At 50.3% G+C, this 17,434-nt stretch carries 20 protein-coding genes; all 20 read left to right on the top strand.

The genetic code is table 11. From position 1 onward, the window contains the following. Positions 1–2: 2 nt before the first annotated feature. The 20 genes from fliJ to ACTHPM_RS01610 all read left to right on the top strand — a co-directional run bounded on the left by fliJ (position 3) and on the right by ACTHPM_RS01610 (position 17,418). The gene (fliJ, locus tag ACTHPM_RS01515; protein ID WP_440393425.1) at positions 3–446 is read left to right on the top strand and encodes a flagellar export protein FliJ; all 444 of its coding nucleotides are present in this window, start codon (positions 3–5) and stop codon (positions 444–446) included. Positions 447–493: 47 nt separating this feature from the next. Beyond that, positions 494–1,423 (top strand): MotE family protein, encoded by a 930-nt coding sequence (locus ACTHPM_RS01520; RefSeq protein WP_440393426.1) that lies wholly within the window; start codon positions 494–496, stop codon positions 1,421–1,423. 37 nt (positions 1,424–1,460) lie between these two features. Beyond that, the gene (locus tag ACTHPM_RS01525) at positions 1,461–2,909 is read left to right on the top strand and encodes a flagellar hook-length control protein FliK (RefSeq protein WP_440393427.1); all 1,449 of its coding nucleotides are present in this window, start codon (positions 1,461–1,463) and stop codon (positions 2,907–2,909) included. A gap of 17 nt (positions 2,910–2,926) precedes the next feature. Further along, entirely contained in the window at positions 2,927–3,487 is a 561-nt protein-coding gene (locus tag ACTHPM_RS01530) for a flagellar hook capping FlgD N-terminal domain-containing protein (protein WP_440393428.1), read from the top strand. Further along, the gene (locus ACTHPM_RS01535; protein ID WP_440393429.1) at positions 3,484–3,867 is read left to right on the top strand and encodes a TIGR02530 family flagellar biosynthesis protein; all 384 of its coding nucleotides are present in this window, start codon (positions 3,484–3,486) and stop codon (positions 3,865–3,867) included. Before ACTHPM_RS01530 ends, ACTHPM_RS01535 begins: the two co-directional genes overlap by 4 nt. Before the next feature lie 79 nt (positions 3,868–3,946). Beyond that, on the top strand, positions 3,947–4,765 hold the full coding sequence (flgG, locus tag ACTHPM_RS01540; RefSeq protein ID WP_440393430.1) for a flagellar basal body rod protein FlgG: 819 nt from the start codon (positions 3,947–3,949) through the stop codon (positions 4,763–4,765). Positions 4,766–4,821: 56 nt separating this feature from the next. Next, positions 4,822–5,046, top strand: coding sequence for a flagellar FlbD family protein (locus ACTHPM_RS01545; protein WP_244719180.1), 225 nt, complete (start codon positions 4,822–4,824; stop codon positions 5,044–5,046). Then, on the top strand, positions 5,043–5,507 hold the full coding sequence (locus tag ACTHPM_RS01550) for a flagellar basal body-associated FliL family protein (RefSeq protein ID WP_440393431.1): 465 nt from the start codon (positions 5,043–5,045) through the stop codon (positions 5,505–5,507). Before ACTHPM_RS01545 ends, ACTHPM_RS01550 begins: the two co-directional genes overlap by 4 nt. Positions 5,508–5,568: 61 nt before the next feature. Further along, positions 5,569–6,567 carry a flagellar motor switch protein FliM gene (gene fliM, locus ACTHPM_RS01555; RefSeq protein WP_440393432.1) on the top strand — a complete coding sequence of 333 codons (999 nt, stop codon included), beginning with the start codon at positions 5,569–5,571 and terminating at the stop codon, positions 6,565–6,567. After that, on the top strand, positions 6,557–7,831 hold the full coding sequence (gene fliY / locus ACTHPM_RS01560; protein ID WP_440393433.1) for a flagellar motor switch phosphatase FliY: 1,275 nt from the start codon (positions 6,557–6,559) through the stop codon (positions 7,829–7,831). The genes fliM and fliY overlap by 11 nt, the downstream gene beginning before the upstream one ends. Before the next feature lie 27 nt (positions 7,832–7,858). After that, positions 7,859–8,224 carry a response regulator gene (locus ACTHPM_RS01565; RefSeq protein ID WP_127607528.1) on the top strand — a complete coding sequence of 122 codons (366 nt, stop codon included), beginning with the start codon at positions 7,859–7,861 and terminating at the stop codon, positions 8,222–8,224. 5 nt (positions 8,225–8,229) lie between these two features. Next, on the top strand, positions 8,230–8,769 hold the full coding sequence (locus tag ACTHPM_RS01570) for a flagellar biosynthetic protein FliO (protein ID WP_440393434.1): 540 nt from the start codon (positions 8,230–8,232) through the stop codon (positions 8,767–8,769). Beyond that, positions 8,766–9,518, top strand: coding sequence for a flagellar type III secretion system pore protein FliP (gene fliP / locus ACTHPM_RS01575; protein ID WP_440393435.1), 753 nt, complete (start codon positions 8,766–8,768; stop codon positions 9,516–9,518). The genes ACTHPM_RS01570 and fliP overlap by 4 nt, the downstream gene beginning before the upstream one ends. 27 nt (positions 9,519–9,545) lie before the next feature. Then, positions 9,546–9,815: a flagellar biosynthesis protein FliQ gene (gene fliQ / locus ACTHPM_RS01580; RefSeq protein ID WP_440393436.1), complete on the top strand. Its 270-nt coding sequence runs from the start codon at positions 9,546–9,548 to the stop codon at positions 9,813–9,815. Positions 9,816–9,827: 12 nt separating this feature from the next. Continuing rightward, a complete protein-coding gene (gene fliR, locus ACTHPM_RS01585; RefSeq protein ID WP_440393437.1) occupies positions 9,828–10,616 on the top strand; it encodes a flagellar biosynthetic protein FliR in 789 nt (262 codons plus the stop codon). Positions 10,617–10,636: 20 nt separating this feature from the next. Continuing rightward, positions 10,637–11,725, top strand: a complete 1,089-nt coding sequence (gene flhB / locus ACTHPM_RS01590; protein WP_440393438.1) for a flagellar biosynthesis protein FlhB — start codon at positions 10,637–10,639, stop codon at positions 11,723–11,725. Positions 11,726–11,743: 18 nt separating this feature from the next. Next, the gene (flhA, locus tag ACTHPM_RS01595; RefSeq protein ID WP_440421407.1) at positions 11,744–13,786 is read left to right on the top strand and encodes a flagellar biosynthesis protein FlhA; all 2,043 of its coding nucleotides are present in this window, start codon (positions 11,744–11,746) and stop codon (positions 13,784–13,786) included. Continuing rightward, a complete protein-coding gene (gene flhF / locus ACTHPM_RS01600) occupies positions 13,783–15,201 on the top strand; it encodes a flagellar biosynthesis protein FlhF (protein ID WP_440393440.1) in 1,419 nt (472 codons plus the stop codon). The genes flhA and flhF overlap by 4 nt, the downstream gene beginning before the upstream one ends. Continuing rightward, positions 15,198–16,097 (top strand): MinD/ParA family protein, encoded by a 900-nt coding sequence (locus tag ACTHPM_RS01605; protein WP_440393441.1) that lies wholly within the window; start codon positions 15,198–15,200, stop codon positions 16,095–16,097. Before flhF ends, ACTHPM_RS01605 begins: the two co-directional genes overlap by 4 nt. Positions 16,098–16,131: 34 nt before the next feature. Next, entirely contained in the window at positions 16,132–17,418 is a 1,287-nt protein-coding gene (locus ACTHPM_RS01610) for a protein-glutamate methylesterase/protein-glutamine glutaminase (protein ID WP_440393442.1), read from the top strand. Positions 17,419–17,434 lie beyond the last annotated feature (16 nt).

Here is a 17,434-nt window from a genome sequence, read left to right on the forward strand (position 1 = left end):
GAATGAGATTTAAGTACGCATTCCAAAAAATCGTGGACTTGAAAACCAACGAGAAAACGCAGGCAGAGTGGATGCTCTCCAGCGCTATCGGAGTTCTGCAGGCCGAGGAAAAATCCCTTGGTGAACTGCTGGATAACAGGGAACGCATGGCAAACCAGCTGCAGCTGGCTGCCGAGCAAAGAGCCCCGGTTTCGAAAATTCGCGAATATCAAATGTATGTTGAGCATCTGGAACAATGCATTGAGCGGAAGCATACCGATGTGCACCAGGCGAACGCGGAAGTGGAATTGAAAAAAAGTCAGCTGTCGCATAAGGTGCTCGACGAAAAGGTTTGGCTCAAATCAAGGGATAAAGCAAAGAGTTCCTTTCAGAAAAGCATGCTCCTGAGGGAACAAAGCGAACTGGATGAAATGGCAACGGTAAGGTTCGCGATGAAAGCGAGATAGACGGAGCCGGATGGAGATCAAGCGGTTGCCTCGGGGGTGGAAGAGTTTTGGCAGAGAATGATTTTGAGGTGGAAAAGGAGTCCGCAGGAGGATTTGAGAGGTTTCTGTTTTTCATGATACCCATCATTTTTACGATTGTCCTGATCGGGGTCCTTCTTACCTTATTTAATGTAGATATACGAAACAACATGATGGAATTCGCCAACAAGATACCGGTCGTGAAGAACTGGGTGCCTGACCCGGTTAAAGATCCGGAGAAGACGAAGCTGCAGGATGCTAAAGATCAGGTTAAAAGCGCTAAGGCCACGATTGACGAGCTGAAAAGCCAATTGGCTGCCAAAGATGCCAATCTTCAAAAAGCCAGGGAAGAAAAAGCGCAGCAGGATCAAAAGCTGAAAAGCGTGCAGGACCAGCTGGAGTCGGCGCAAAAATCCGAAGCGGATTCATCGGCGGACGGGAATGAAGGTCAAGAAGATCCTTATGAGAAGCAAATCAAGGACCTCGCGAAAATGTATGCGGATATGAGTCCGAGCAAGGCTGCTCCGATTCTGCAGAATATGACTACCGAAGAAATGGTGCAGCTCCTTAGCGCCATGAAAAACGATAACCGGACGGCGATTTTGGCTAAGATGGATCCGAAGGTTGCAGCCGACGTAAGCATGAAGCTGAAGGATGCGGTGTCCTCCAGCGAACTGGCCATTGCGGCTTTACAGTCGCGGCTGGACAAGGATGCGGGGGAGAAGCAATCAACGAATACCGCAGGACTCGATAAGGCGCAGATTAGTCAAACCTTTGCCAGCATGCCTGCCAAGAGCGCAGCCAACTTGCTGCTGTCGACCTACAAAATATCGCCGGATAAGGTATTGACGATCCTGCAATCCGTAGAAGACGCTACCCGGTCCGGAATATTGGATGCCATGAGCGTGCAGGATGCCAAGACGACCGCTGTAATATTGAACAAACTGATGAGCAAATAGTTTCAGCCGATGTTCCTTTGAAAGGAGGTGAGAACATATGAGTCTCGTTTTTCAAAATATTGCTGGCGGTAACTCGGCTGCAACAAAGACTGCTGTGGCAGGCAACAAGACATCCGCAGGAACGGCGGCCGGTTCAGTCACTTTTAACCAATCGCTTGACCAGCTGATGACGGGTGAAGGAACGCCGCAAAGCGCTGCCGCACTTATCGGAGCAGGATCGCTGCTTGAAGGCTTGATGAAGCTCGTTGGCATGAGTTCCGCAACCGGCGATGAAACGAGTTCCGAAGGACAAGATGCAGTGAAGCTTTTGGATAGCATGCTGGGTGATGCAGAACAGCTTGATGAAGCGGTGACGGCCGATCCGGATCTGCTGGCTGCGCTGCAGGGCTGGCTTGGACAAATTCAGAATATGCTGAACCAGCAAGCGTCCGAAGGTGAGGAAACTGCACCGGTGAACGGCAGTGCGTTGACGGGTCCGCTCTCCGAGCATCCGGCGACCATCCGTTTTGTCGTTCAAGACGGTTTAGCTCAGCTCGTTACCATGCTGCAAAAGAGTGAAACGAATGAAAGCGATCCGCTGCAAGCCATCAAGCTGCTGCAGTCCTTTCAGAACATTCTGACAGACGCGGCGGCGGTGAAGCTGAAGCCATCATCTCCGGCACAAGGCGATTCGGCATCTCAGAATCATCTGAATAACCCAATGCCTGCATTAGCTGGTGGCGAAGGGAAACGCCTAAGCTCCTTGCTGGAGTACATTCAGAAGCAAAGCGCAGGCGAAGCCAATCCATCGGAAGCAGCACCTGCCGTCGCGCTTAAAAACCAGGTTGTGAATACTTCTGCGAATAACATTCCGAAAACCGAGCAAGCTTCCGCAGACGAGCTGACAATGAACCCGGCAGAGAAGGAAACTTCGGATGATGTCTTTACTGCACAAAACACGATTACAGCAGGACAGCTGACGCTTCGGCAAGGAATTCAATCACCTGTCAAGGCATTGACTGCAACTCCGGTACCTGTAGAGAAGTTTTCCGAGGAAATGAGCGGTTTTGTTGTAAGCAAGATGGATTTCATTAAGCAGCAGGGAGTGTCAGAGGCGCGTATTACGCTTTACCCGGAAAATCTGGGACAAGTGGACGTTAAGCTGACCATGCAAAATGGACATCTCGTGGCCCAATTTACGACAGAGCATGCTGCGACCAAAGATTTGCTTGAGCAGCAGATGAGCCAGCTCCGATCTTCTTTACAGACCCAAGGCGTACAGGTTGAAAAATTGGTTGTGAGTCAGAACCAGTCGCTACAATCGCAAATGTACCATGACGGCAGGCAGCCAAACTCGGGTCAGCAGCAAGGGAACCGACGCTCGAAGGAAAAAGAGGCTCCTTCGGATGACGCGATGAAGATCGCGGAAATCGGAGAAGAGCTGAACGAATGGCTGGCCGAGCAGGAAAAGATGCAGAGCGGGAATTCATTTACGGCAAAAGCTTAAATTGGAGGTGAAAAAAGATGGCTGATAATTTTTCAACATCGAATATTTGGCCTAACTACTCCGCTTCAAACGTTGCCAAAGCAAGTTCGAAAACGCAGACGTTGGGCAAGGATCAGTTTCTCAGCATTTTGATCACCCAGCTGCAAAATCAGGATCCGATGCAGCCGATGGAAGACAAGGAATTCATCGCGCAGATGGCACAGTTCTCTTCCGTAGAGCAGCTGATGAATATTTCCAATCAGATTACCGCGATGAACCAATCGCTCGGGAATGTATCCGGACTGATCGGCAAAGAGATTACGTGGAAGGATGAGGGGAATGAGGAGAACGGCGGTACACCAGAGCTTAAAACCGGCATCGTGGACTCCATTCTCGTAAAAGACGGCGTGCAGTACGCATCTGTCGGATCCGTGGCCATTCCATTGACCAAAGTTCTCGAAATCAAGGCAGCGCCGAGTGGAAAGGATTCAACCGGTCCTGTAGAAGAAGCAAACGGCAGCCCGGCACAAGAACCGGCAGATAACAATGCAGGCGGAAACGGCGGCACAGAAACGGCTGGAAGTGGTGAATCCATATGAGCGAACGACTGACGATCGGGCAGCTGTACCCTTCCAAGATCCATCCGGCAGCGCAGAATGCGGCCCAGAGAAGTTCGCAGCAGGATAAACCGCAAGCATCCTTTAACCGAATTTTGCAGGATGAGCTGCTGAAATTCAGCAATCATGCCGCCAAGCGGCTGGAACAACGAGGCATTGAACTCAAGGGCGAACAGCTTGCCCGGATACAGAACGCGGTAGACAAAGCCGCGGCCAAAGGCAGCAAGGAATCACTGATCCTGATGCAGGACATGGCACTCATCGTTAACGTCGCAAACCGGACCGTTGTTACGGCAATGGACGGAAGCTCCATGAAGGATAATGTGTTTACTCAAATTGATAGTGCGGTTGTCATTTCATGACCTGGCTGGCCCGACAGGAGAGCCAGTGGACCGCTGACCGATTGAAGCGGTCCATGACCTATAGAGGAGGAAATTATTAATGTTAAGATCCATGTATTCAGGTGTTTCGGGTATGCGCGGATTTCAAACCAAGCTCGACGTGATCGGCAACAACATCGCAAACGTGAACACCATCGGTTTTAAATCCGGCCGTGTCATGTTTAAAGATGTAATGAGCCAGACGATTTCCGGTGTGACGGCTCCGAATGGAACCGAGCAGGGCGGCGTGAACTCCAAGCAAATCGGACTCGGTGTTTCGGTGGGCTCCATCGATACGGTTCATCTGGGCGGCAGCGCCATGACGACGAACCAACCGACCGACGTACGGATCGACGGCGACGGGTTTTTCCTGGTGAAATTGAATGATGCGCAGGAAACGCCGTTTTTGACACGTGCAGGCGATTTTCATGTGGACGCGGCCAAAAACCTGGTAACATCAGACGGATTTTATGTTTGCGACTCCACAGGAGCTCCGATTACGCTGCAGGAAGATGCTACGGCTTTTTCGATCTCCCAAGACGGCACTGTGGTGCAGAAGCTTGCTGACGGTACGACCGATACGGCCGTGAAACTGGGCATCGGCAAGGTCGTCAACCCGGAAGGTCTGGAGAAGATCGGCGGCAACTTGTTCCGCATGACGATCAATGCCAATCCGGATGGAGCTCTCGATCCCGTGGAGGCGAATGACGCAGAAGCAGGTACAGGAGCGATCGTATCCGGACAGCTTGAAATGTCCAACGTTGACCTGACCGGCGAATTTACAGAAATGATCGTCGCGCAGCGCGGGTTCCAGGCAAACTCGCGAATCATCACCACTTCAGATGAAGTGCTTCAAGAAATCGTTAATCTGAAGCGTTAATTGACTGAATCCTGGGGAGGGGTCATCCTCTCCCTAATTTCCATAGGAGGCCTGCTATGATTTCTGTTACCCGGTTAAACGGCTCACCATTATGGCTGAACGCATTGCTTATCGAAACAGTGGAAGAAACGCCAGACACATATATTACATTGGTCACGGGCAAACGCATGATCGTTTTGGAAAAAGCAGCTGAGGTCATTTCCCTGGTGAAACAATACAATCAGGAAATCGGCGTTCATAACGCAACCATTAAAGTGCAACAATTGGAGGAAAACTCATGAAAAAAATGCTGCCTTGGCTAATTACTATACTTCTGGCTATTACACTGATCGTCGTTGCAGTCGTTCTGCTTACGCCACAGCTGCTCGGGAAAGACGATACCCCGAACACGGCGGCCCAGACGATCGAGGTTCCTAAATTATCGGCGGACGAACTTGTGGAAATGACATCTGAAATCAAGGAAATCAAGACCAATCTTTCGGATCAGGATTATATCGTATTGATGAATTTTGCGTTCCAATTGAACGATAAAAAGTCCAAGGAAGAATTCGACAAGATCAAAGAGTTCAAAATCAAACCGATCATCATCAAAACGCTTGCCGATACCAAGCCGGATGAACTGAAGGGTTCGAAAGGCAAGGACCAATTAAGCGCAAAATTGATCAATTTGATCAATAAAACACTGACTCGAGGAAAGCTCGCTCAAATTGAAATTACAGATTTCGTCGTAACGCCGCTCTAAAGCAAGGATGCAGCCTAAATGCTAAGGAACAAGAGACAATCCTTTTAAGGGGGTGAGATGTTTGGTTGAAGTATTATCGCAAAATGAGATCGATGCCCTGCTGGCTGCGCTTTCCTCCGGCGAGATGGATGCGGAGGAACTCAAAAAGGAAGACACGCAGAAGAAGGTCAGATCCTATGACTTTAAACGTGCAGTCCGTTTTTCAAAGGACCATATCCGAAGCTTGACGCGTATCCATGAAAACTTTGCTCGGTACCTTACGACGTATTTCTCTGCGCAGCTCAGAACTTTTGTGCAGATCAGCGTAGTGCAGGTAGAACAGCTTCCTTATGATGAATTTATACGTTCCATACCTAAAATGACGATCCTGAACATATTCGAAGCCGAGCCGCTTAAAGGGAGAATGGTGCTTGAAGTTCACCCTAACGTAGCCTATGCGATGCTGGATCGTCTGCTCGGCGGTGTTGGCAATGCTCCTGCGAAGGTTAATACGCTTACGGAAATTGAAACGACGATTATGGAACGAATATTCAGCCGGGCTTTCGAGAGCCTTGCCGATGCATGGAAAACAGTTCTGGATATCTCCCCTCGCCTTGAAGCGATGGAGACCAATCCGCAGTTTATGCAAATCGTATCCCCGAATGAAACGATCGCACTGATATCCTTAAGCACTAAAATAGGGGACACGACAGGAATGATCAACCTCTGCATACCGCATGTTGTATTGGAGCCGATCATGTCGAAGTTGTCGACGCATCAGTGGTTCGTATCGGAGAAGAAATCCAGCGTACCGGAGGAAGCCGAGTCTTTGAAATACCGGATCAGCCAGGCGCAGCTGAGCATTATCGCGGAGCTTGGGGATTCAAATATTTCCATCTCAGAATTTTTGGGTTTAAGCGTAGGAGATGTCATCAGCCTTAACAAAACGGTAGATACCGGGCTGTCGATCAAGGTAGGAGACCGCCTTAAATTCATAGGAAGTCCAGGCACACTCAAGGATCGGGTGGCTGTTCAAATTGACGAGATCGTCAGCGAAGGAGTTGAGGAACTTGACGAGTAACGATTATTTATCACAAGAAGAAATTGATGCTTTGCTTAAACAGTCCGAGGCGGGGGCGAGTGCAGGTGCCGGTATGACGAGCGGCTCCTCTGTCGACGATTATTTGACTCCGCTGGAGCAGGATGCTCTAGGCGAAATCGGGAACATCACATTCGGCAGCGCGGCTACCGCACTCTCCACTTTGCTCGGCAAGAAGGTCGAAATCACGACACCGAAGGTTTCCATTATTACGCGCCAGCAGTTCGAGTCCGAGTTCCCTAAACCGCATGTAGCCGTTCACGTCACGTATGTAGACGGCTTTGAAGGCATCAACTCGCTTGTGATCAAGACGCGCGATGCCCAGGTTATCGCAGACCTGATGCTCGGCGGAGAAGGCAATCCTGAAGATCAGGAGCTGAATGAAATCCATATCAGCGCCGTCCAGGAAGCCATGAATCAAATGATGGGGTCCTCCGCGACATCGATGTCCACAATCTTTAACCGGTTCGTGAATATCTCTCCTCCGGGAATCGACATTCTCGACATGGCGAGCGGTGACGGGGTCAGCAGTCTTCCAGAGGAGCAAACGCTGATCAAAATTTCTTTCCGGCTTACGATCGGAGAACTGATCGATTCGACGATCATGCAGCTTCTTCCGATCCATTTCGCCAAAGATATGGTCAATATGCTGATTCATGGCACGGAACCAATAGAACAAGCCGTGCAGGAAACCGCCGCTGAGGTCCCGGTGCAAGAGGCACCGGCTGCAGTTTCACAGCCCGCTCCTGGACAGCAGCAGCATGTACAGCAGCAGCATGTACCGCAGCAGCAGGCACCGGTATATCCTCCTGGGTATGGCGCTCCTATGCAAGGAATGCCAGGAGATATGCAGGGGTATGATCCAAGCCAGCAAATGCCGCAGTACAGCACGCCTCAACATTACGGTGCGCCACATAACCGCAACGTGAATGTACAGCCTGTGCAGTTCTCGAATCTGCAATCCGGTGGATACGGATCCGTCGATCAAAATAATTTAAACTTATTGATGGACATTCCTCTTAAAGTCACCGTAGAATTAGGAAGGACCCAAAAGCAAATAAAGGATATCTTGGAAATGTCTCAAGGTTCCATCATCGAGCTGGACAAGCTTGCTGGTGAGCCTGTCGATATTCTTGTCAACAACAAACTGATCGCCAAAGGCGAGGTTGTGGTTATCGATGAGAACTTTGGCGTGCGTGTCACGGACATCCTTAGCCAATGGGACCGAATACAAAAATTACAATAAGCAAAATTTAGGGAGGATTTTTAATCAATGGCTAACCGTATTCTTATCGTGGATGATGCAGCTTTTATGAGAATGATGATCCGTGATATTTTGTCTAAAAATGGTTTTGAAGTGGTAGGAGAGGCTCAGGATGGAGCACAGGCAATCGAGAAATTCAAAGAGCTTCGCCCGGATCTGATCACAATGGATATCACCATGCCCGAAATGGACGGGATTGCCGCGCTGAAAGAAATCAAAAAGCTGGATCCTAGCGCAAAAGTCATCATGTGCTCTGCCATGGGTCAGCAGGCTATGGTTATCGACGCAATCCAAGCCGGGGCCAAAGATTTCATCGTGAAGCCGTTCCAGACGGATCGCGTTATCGAAGCCATTAACAAAACATTGGGTGTTTAAGCTCTATGCTTAGCGCCGATATGGCTACACCCCAAAGTCCGGGGAATTATGCCCTGTATCTGGTCTATGTCATTGTTGTTCTCGCCGTCATCGTGGCACTGATCATTTTATTGATCCGTTTTCTGGGTAAGAAGAACAAGACATGGTTCACCAGCCGTGCGGTTCGGACCTTGGGGGCTGTAGGGCTCGGTCCGAACAAATCCCTTCAGGTCATTGAAATCGGCAGCAGCTTATATCTGGTTGGCGTCGGCGAGGACATTCGCCTGGTAGACAAGATTACGGATCCAGAGGAAGTCAGTGTGATTCTCGAGGCTTTTGAGCAGGAGTCGGCTGCCCAATCGGGGGCAATCCCTCCGCTCGTTGAAAAATTGATTTCCCGTCTGCGTAAGCAGCAGGGTCCGGTCTCGGAGGACATTGAACTGGAGGATACATCATCATTCCACGAGGTGTTCGACGAGAAGCTACGCAAAATGTCGACACGGAAGGAAAAGATGGAAGAACTTCTTCGCGAAGACAATACTACAGATCGGTTGAGGGATCCATGAAAAAGAAGGTTTTGCTTGCTTGCATCGTTTTGTCGGTTATCAGTTTGCTTGCAATAACAGCGGCTTTTGCAGATCCCATTCCGAATATTGATATCAAGGTGGGCGATTCAGGAGGCAAACCGAGCACCAGCTCGTTGTCAATTTTGCTCCTGGTTACTGTCATCAGCATCGCGCCGGCGCTTCTGGTGCTGATGACAAGCTTCACCCGGATCGTGGTCGTTCTGGGGTTTGTAAGAACGTCGCTTGGAACGCAGCAAATGCCGCCCAATCAGGTGCTCATCGGTTTGGCCCTGTTCCTGACGCTGTTTGTGATGACACCAACGTTTTCATCGATCAACGACGTTGCCCTACAGCCTTACCTCAAGGGCGAACTAACCCAGACACAAGCTCTGGATAAAGCGGCAGAGCCGATGAAAAAGTTCATGTTCTCGCAAACGAGGGAAAAAGACCTGCTGTTATTTATGAAATATACCAAGACGGAAAAGCCTCAAAGCTATAAGGATATTCCGCTCACAGTAATGGTGCCTGCGTTTGCAATCAGCGAATTGAAAACGGCGTTCCAAATGGGCTTTATGATATTTATCCCTTTTCTTATCATTGATATCGTTGTTGCAAGTACCTTGATGGCCATGGGGATGATGATGCTCCCACCGGTCATGATATCGCTGCCTTTCAAAATTTTGCTGTTCGTGCTTGTCGACGGATGGTATCTGGTCGTTAAATCGCTCCTCATGAGTTTCAATACATGAGCAGAGCAAGGCAAAAGGAGGCCGGCCATGACTTCTGATTTCATTATCGGACTTGCGGGACAAGCCGTTTATACCGTGTTGAAGGTCAGTGCGCCCATGCTGCTTCTCGGATTGATCGTGGGTCTGATCGTCAGTATTTTTCAGGCGACAACCCAGATTCAGGAACAAACGCTTGCGTTCATTCCGAAAATCGTGGCGGTATTGCTGGCTATTCTATTGTTTGGTCCTTGGATTTTAACGACGCTCGTGGATTTTACGTATAACATTTTCAATAATCTATACAAATATATCGGTTAGGCGGAACGGTCTATGAACATGCTTCTGCAAAGCCTTCCGGTCTTTATGCTTATTTTTTGTCGAATTACCTCTTTTTTTGTTGTGGCTCCCGTGCTGTCTTCCAAAGGAGTACCGAATACGTTTAAAATCGGCATGTCCTTTTTTCTGTCGGTGCTCGTGTTTTTGACTTACGGGGCGAACCAGCAGCTTCCGTCTGACATGACGTACATTCTTCTCATTATCCGGGAAGTTCTGATCGGTCTGCTGCTCGGCTTTGTGGCCTATCTTCTATTCATGGTGATTCAGACGGCCGGAGCCTTTATGGACATTCAAATCGGTTTCGGGATTGCCAATGTCATCGATCCGATGACCGGCGCTTCTTCACCTGTGCTGGGCAACTTCAAATATATGTTTGCCGTACTGCTGTTCTTAACGATGAACGGGCATCATTACCTCCTTGATGGCATCATACGAAGCTATGACTGGGTACCGTTATCCAATGATTTTTTCCTGAGGCTCTATAACGGGAGCATTTCGGAGTTTCTGGTCAAAACCTTTGGCCAATCGTTCGTTCTGGCCTTTCAAATGTCGGCACCGATCGTCACCGCGCTTTTTTTGACGGATCTTGGTCTCGGGTTTCTGGCTCGGACCGCTCCGCAGTTTAACGTGTTCGTGATCGGCATGCCGTTAAAAGTCATCGTAGGCTTGGCTGTGCTGATGCTGCTTGTTCCCACGTTTTCTTATATCTTCGGAGAGTTGTTCAATATTATGTTTGAATCCATGCAGAAGCTGCTGGGGATTATGGGGCAGAGGCCGACGTAGCAGGATGGGGGAGCGACAGAGTGTCCTATAGGTATCCACTGGATTTGCAGTTGTTTGCCGGCGAGAAAACGGAAAAGGCGACGCCCAAAAAGCGGCAGGATACCCGCAAAAAAGGACAGGTCGCCAAAAGCCAGGAGCTTTCAGGCTCCATTGTATTGCTTGCGTCTTTTTTGAGCCTGCTGATGTTCGGCGGCTTTATAAAAGAACACCTTGTGGAATTGTTCAGGGACGTGTTCATCAATCGGATGAATACGGAAATTTCGATCGGTAACGTGATGAGCATGTCGATGAAGTACGGCATCGAGATTCTGATTCTGCTTGCTCCGCTGTTTGCGACGACCGTGGTCATCGCGCTGGTGGCCAACGTGGCGCAAGTCGGTTTCATGCTTACCGGAGAATCGCTGAAGCCCAAGTTCAGCAAGCTGAATCCGATCAAAGGCTTTAAAAATATATTTTCGGTTAGATCGCTTGTAGAGTTTCTTAAGTCGATTTTCAAAATTGTGATCATCGGGTTGCTGGTTTACCAGACCTTATCGGGGGCGCTGCCGCAGATTGGCAAGCTTTCGGAAATGAACATCGAAAAAACGTTTCATTTTGTGGCAAGCCTGACGATGAACCTGGGGCTGAAAATCGGAGCAGCCTTGTTTATCATGGCTATTCTGGACTACTTATATCAGAAGTATGAATTCGAGAAGAGTATCAAGATGTCGAAACAGGATATCAAGGACGAGTATAAAAAAATGGAAGGCGATCCGCTGATCAAAGGGAAGATCAGGGAGCGCCAGCGCAGAATGGCTATGCAGCGCATGATGCAGGAGGTTCCCAAAGCGGATGTGGTCATTACGAACCCGACTCACTTTGCCGTCGCCCTGAAATATGACGGTTCGCAAATGGAAGCTCCGCAAATCGTTGCCAAAGGGCAGGATTTTGTGGCGCTGCGCATTAAGGAAATCGCCAAAGACAACGGCGTCATTACTATGGAAAACAGACCTCTCGCCCGCGCGCTGTATCAAAGAGGGGAGATCGGGGATGCCATTCCCGCCGATTTATTCCAGGCCGTGGCTGAAGTTTTGGCATATGTATACAAATTAAAAGGCAAGGTTAAATAATCCCATGGGATCGGAGGCATGAAGCCATTGAAAATGAAAGAGATTACGGTATTACTTGGTGTCATCGGCATCGTTCTCATGATGATTCTTCCGATCCCAACATGGCTTTTGGATATATTGCTCGTCATCAACATCTCGCTGGCCCTGCTTATTTTGCTGGTGGCCATGAATACGAAAGAGGCGCTGCAGTTCTCCATCTTCCCATCTTTGCTATTAATCACTACCCTGTTTCGGCTCGCGCTAAACTTATCGACAACCAAGCTGATCTTGTACAATCATAATGCCGGTGAAGTGGTCGCTACCTTCGGGAGCTGGATTGCCAGAGGACAGATCGCAATAGGATTTATCGTCTTCTTGATTTTGGTGGTCGTACAGTTTCTTGTCATCACAAAGGGCTCGGAACGGGTTGCTGAAGTGGCTGCGCGGTTTACGCTCGACGCAATGCCGGGTAAGCAGATGAGTATTGACGCAGACCTGAACGCCGGCTTGATCAACGAACAGCAGGCTCGCGAGCGCCGGAGAAAGGTCGAGCGCGAGGCCGACTATTATGGAGCCATGGATGGTGCCACCAAATTCGTCAAAGGCGATGCCATAGCGAGCATTATCATCCTCATCATCAATCTGATTGGCGGTTTCATTATCGGAATGACGATGCATGGCATGTCGTTTCAAGATGCATTGTCCACATACTCCGTCCTGACGATCGGCGACGGTCTCGTTTCGCAGATTCCGGCTTTGCTGATCTCGACCGCATCCGGTCTGATCGTTACACGCTCTTCTTCGGAAGGCAATCTGGCAAGCGATCTGACGGAACAGCTGATGTCTTATCCGAAGCTGCTGTATATCGTTGGCGGCACGATTGCCCTTCTCGGATTTTTCACACCGATTCATATCATTACCACGCTGCCGCTCGCTTTAATTCTGTTATACGCCGCGTACAGCATGCAGAAGAACATGGAACGCAAGCAGATCGAGGTGGAACAGCAGGAGGAAGAGCAGCAAATTGAAGAGGTTCGAAGTCCCGAAAGTGTCATCAACCTGCTGCAGGTGGACCCGATCGAATTCGAGTTCGGCTACGGACTCATCCCGCTTGCGGATGTCCAGCAGGGCGGGGACCTACTGGACCGGATTATCATGATTCGCAGGCAGTGCGCACTTGAGCTGGGCCTTGTCGTTCCCGTGATCCGTATTCGCGACAATATTCAACTAAAACCGAATGAATACGTCATAAAAATTAAAGGAAATAATGTCGGAGGCGGTGAATTATTACTTAATCACTACTTGGCGATGAGTCCCGGGTATGAAGACGAAAGCATTTCGGGCATTGAAACGATGGAACCGGCCTTTGGTCTCCCTGCTTTATGGATCGACGAAGCGACTAAAGAACGAGCCGAGCTTTCGGGTTATACCGTGGTAGACCCGCCTTCCGTCGTTGCAACGCATTTGACAGAGCTGATTAAGAAGCATGCCCACGAGCTCATCGGGCGCCAGGAAACCAAAACCCTTGTCGACAATTTACGCGAAAATTATCCTGTGCTTGTCGACGAGCTGATTCCAAGCGTATTGGCGATCGGCGACGTACAGAAGGTCCTTGCCAAGCTTCTGCGCGAGAAAATTTCCATCCGAGATCTTGTCACTATTTTCGAGACGCTGGCTGACTACGGACAATATACGAAGGACCCGGATGTTCTTACAGAATATGTGAGACAAGCTCTCTCGAGACAAATCACCCAGCAGTTCTCCCAAGAGGGGGAGACGATGAAGGTGATTACCGTAGGACCTTCGTTGGAGAAGAAAATAGCCGAGAGCGTGCAGCAGTCGGATCAGGGAAGCTATCTGGCAATGGATCCGATGTCCACTCAAACGGTATACCAAAAGCTCAGCGAGCAGGTGAACCGGCTATTGCAGTCCGGACAGCAGCCGATCCTGCTGACATCCCCTACGATCCGCATGTATTTGCGGCAGGTGATCGAACGGACGATGCAGGACATTCCGGTGCTTTCCTACAGCGAACTGGAGCCTAACGTTGAAATTCAAAGTGTCGGAGTGGTGAATTTATGAGAGTAAAGCGATATCTGGTCGATACGATGCCTGAAGCGATGCTCCAGATCCGCAATGACCTTGGCGGTGATGCCGTCATACTCAGCACGAAGGAGACCAGGATTGGCGGTTTCCTGGGCATGTTCAGACAGAAGAAAATCGAAGTTATCGCGGCTGTGGAGAATGAAGAGCAGGCTAAGCCCGCGAAGAAGGACGCCCCTCCAGTGCGTCCATCCATGGCCGTGCCGAAAAATGCAGTACCACAGGCCTACAAAAAGACCGTTGAGGTGACCTCGCAGTCAACGCACAACCCAGCGGCTCCCCTTACGGAGGAACAAACCGCTGCCGCGTCGGATATCCGTCCGAAGCTGAATCAAAAGGCGGAGACGGAATATGGATCTCAGCCCGATTCCCGTCAGGCCGATCTGCTGAAGCTGCTGATGGCGGATGCGGAATCGAATGAGTTTCAGCCAGTGAAGGAGCCGATTCGGCCAACCGCTGACAGACTTGGAAACTCGCCGCAAACCGATGGTGGTACGCCTGTCAGTACTTCACCGGCAGAGGATAAGCTCCTGGAGGAGCTGCGAGACATGAAAGCCTGGATGGCCAGGATTTCCCGGCAGACCGCGATGCAGCAAAGTCTTCCCGATCCGCTGCAGAAGCTTCAGGACCGGCTGCTGCAGCAGGATGTCGATATGGTTTTGGTCCAACAATGGATCGAGGCCACTTATCAACACTGGGAAGATAGAGGAAGAACCCTCGATGCATCAGAATTGGAGGCCTTTTTAGGCGAACAGATTAAGTCGTTTTTGGCAGGCCGGTTTGGCGGAGGAATAGCCAGCAATACCCGTATGGTATACGTGGCGGGGCCGACGGGCGTCGGCAAAACGACGACAATTGCCAAAATGGCCGCAGAGCAGCTGTTCAGATACCATCGCAAAGTGGGGTTCATTACGTCGGATACGTACCGGATTTCAGCGGTGGAGCAGCTTAGAACCTATGCTTCCATTCTGAATGTTCCGCTAGAGGTGGTGCAATCTCCCGGGGATATGCAGCGGGCTCTTCAGCGGCTGAGTTACTGCGATCTGATCCTGATGGACACCGCAGGCCGGAATTACCGCAATGAACTGCTCGTTTCAGAGCTTCAGAGCCTGTTCTCTCCGGTGGAACACAGCGAAACCTATCTGGTGCTCAGCTTGACCTCGAAGACGCAGGACATGAAGAAAATAACCGAGCATTTTAGCAAATACGGGCTGGACAAGGTGGTTTTCACCAAGCTCGACGAGACAGGCAGCTATGGCTCCATTATGAATCTGATTCATGAGTATCCGCTGCATCTTTCATACATGACCAACGGCCAGAACGTTCCGGACGATCTGCTGCTGCCAAGCGAAGGAACGCTTAGCCGTCTGCTGCTGGGAGAAGAAGGGATATGACCGATCAAGCACAGATGCTCAGGGATCTTGTCATGAAGCGCGAGCAGGAACGTGCCGTGCAACCCGCCGGCGATGCTCCGATGCGGACCGCGAAGCTGATCACCGTGACAAGCGGCAAGGGTGGAGTGGGCAAATCAAACTTCACGCTGAACTTTGCGCTGGCCCTTCAGGCTATGGGGAAAAAGGTGCTGGTGTTTGATGCCGATATCGGGATGGCAAACATTGACGTCCTGATGGGCATTTCCGCCAGGTACAACCTGTACCATCTGCTCCGGCGCGAGAAAACAATCGGTGAGATTATCGAGCGTGGCCCCGGCTTTCTTTCCTTTATTGCCGGCGGTTCCGGCATGTCGGATCTCTTCTCCTTATCGCAGAACGATCTCGACTATTTCACCGGTCAAATCGAAAGCATCGCCGGCGAAATGGACTATATTATTTTTGATACCGGAGCAGGATTATCGAAAGAAAACTTCAATTTCATTCAATCGGCAGATGAATGCTTTGTCGTGACCACCCCGGAGCCTACGTCCATTACCGATGCGTATGCACTGATCAAAGTGGTCAGCGGCAAAGAGCAGGGAACCTCCTTTAAGCTCATCGTGAACCGGGCGGGGGATGAAAGAGAAGCTGTGCAAACAGCCGATAAAATCAAGATGGCAGCTCAGAAATTTTTGAACGTCGATATCTCCATGATGGGATACGTCAGCGAAGACCACCATGTGGTTCAGGCAGTAAAAAAGCAAGTTCCTTTTTCCACGGCTTTTCCGAATTGCATTGCGGCGCGGGATATACAGCGAATAGCTCACCAATACATGCTCATCCCGGCTACCCCGGAACCAGGTGCCTTGACAGGAATCAAAGGATTTATGCAAAAGTGGCTTCGTCGAACAAAATGATTCTTCTGCAATAGGGAACAGGGGTGGAAATGGCATGTCGCCATATAAGGTCATAGTCGTTGATGACTCGGCATTTATGCGGAAAATATTCTCGGATTTGATCGAGAAGGATCCCGCGTTTCAGGTCATAGACTCAGCTGTGAATGGAAAGGAAGCAGTCGAGAAAATAACGAGGCTAAAGCCTGATGTTGTCACAATGGATGTCGAAATGCCGGAGATGAACGGCCTTGAAGCGCTCAAGCTTATTATGGCCGAGCATCCGTTACCGGTCATTATGCTGTCGGGAATCAATGAGGAAGGTATGAAGGAAACGATTATGGCTTTGGAATCCGGAGCCTTTGATTTTATCCGAAAGCCTTCCCTAACCTATGCCCAGCATATTGAACAGGTCGGGGATGCCCTTCTGGAACAGCTGAAGGCGGCCATGAGCGCGCGCGAGCGCAGAGCAGCCTTCCGGGCGGAAGAGGAGAAGCGGCAGCAGCAAAAGGTGGAATCCGTTTCGATGCCTTCACATGCCGCGAATGTGCCAAAGGTAATAGGAAAGAATCAGGAACCTCATAAGCGCGAGGCTGCACTTCCCCTAAAGCAGGAGCCTGCTGCGAAGATACAGGAAAGCCGTGCTAAACCTAAAAAGGAAAAGCCGGTTCCTCCCGTTTCCAAATCCAAGCGCGAACCTGTCTTCGGGCAGGAATCTGCCGTTTCGGCACCGCCTCATGGACTGCATGCGCAGGAACAGCAGGAAGGATTCCGACAGATCGTGGCGATCGGCTGCTCCACAGGAGGGCCGAGGGCACTCAAAGCAGTACTGGAAAAGCTTCCTGGGGATTTGCCCGCACCGGTCGTAATTGTGCAGCATATGCCGCCCAATTTCACCAAATCCCTTGCACAGCGCCTCAATACCTTCAGTGCCTTGGAGGTCATGGAGGCCGAGCATGGCATGACCCTGAAGGCGGGCTGTGCTTATGTTGCACCCGGTGGACGGCATATGCGTGTAGCCCAAGGATCTGGGGGAAGGTACACACTGGTTCTCTCGGACGATGAGCCGTTGAACGGCCACAGGCCATCGGTGGATGTTTTGTTTGAATCGCTGCTGCCGCTCGCACCGCTGAAGCGTCACGCCGTCCTGATGACGGGCATGGGCAGCGACGGAGCGCGGATGATGAAACGGCTTTACGATTCGGGAATCACGAGCACGTTCGCCGAAAGCGAAGAGACATGCGTCGTGTACGGCATGCCGCGATCTGCGGTAGAAATGAATTGCGTAAGCCATGTTTTACCCCTTCAAGAAATCGCAGCCGGCGTCGTTCGTGCTGTGAGATAACGGAAAGTGAACCTAT

Origin of the sequence: Paenibacillus sp. SAFN-054 (assembly GCF_051966755.1) — a bacterium.
Taxonomy (GTDB): Bacteria; Bacillota; Bacilli; order Paenibacillales; family Paenibacillaceae; genus Paenibacillus_AQ.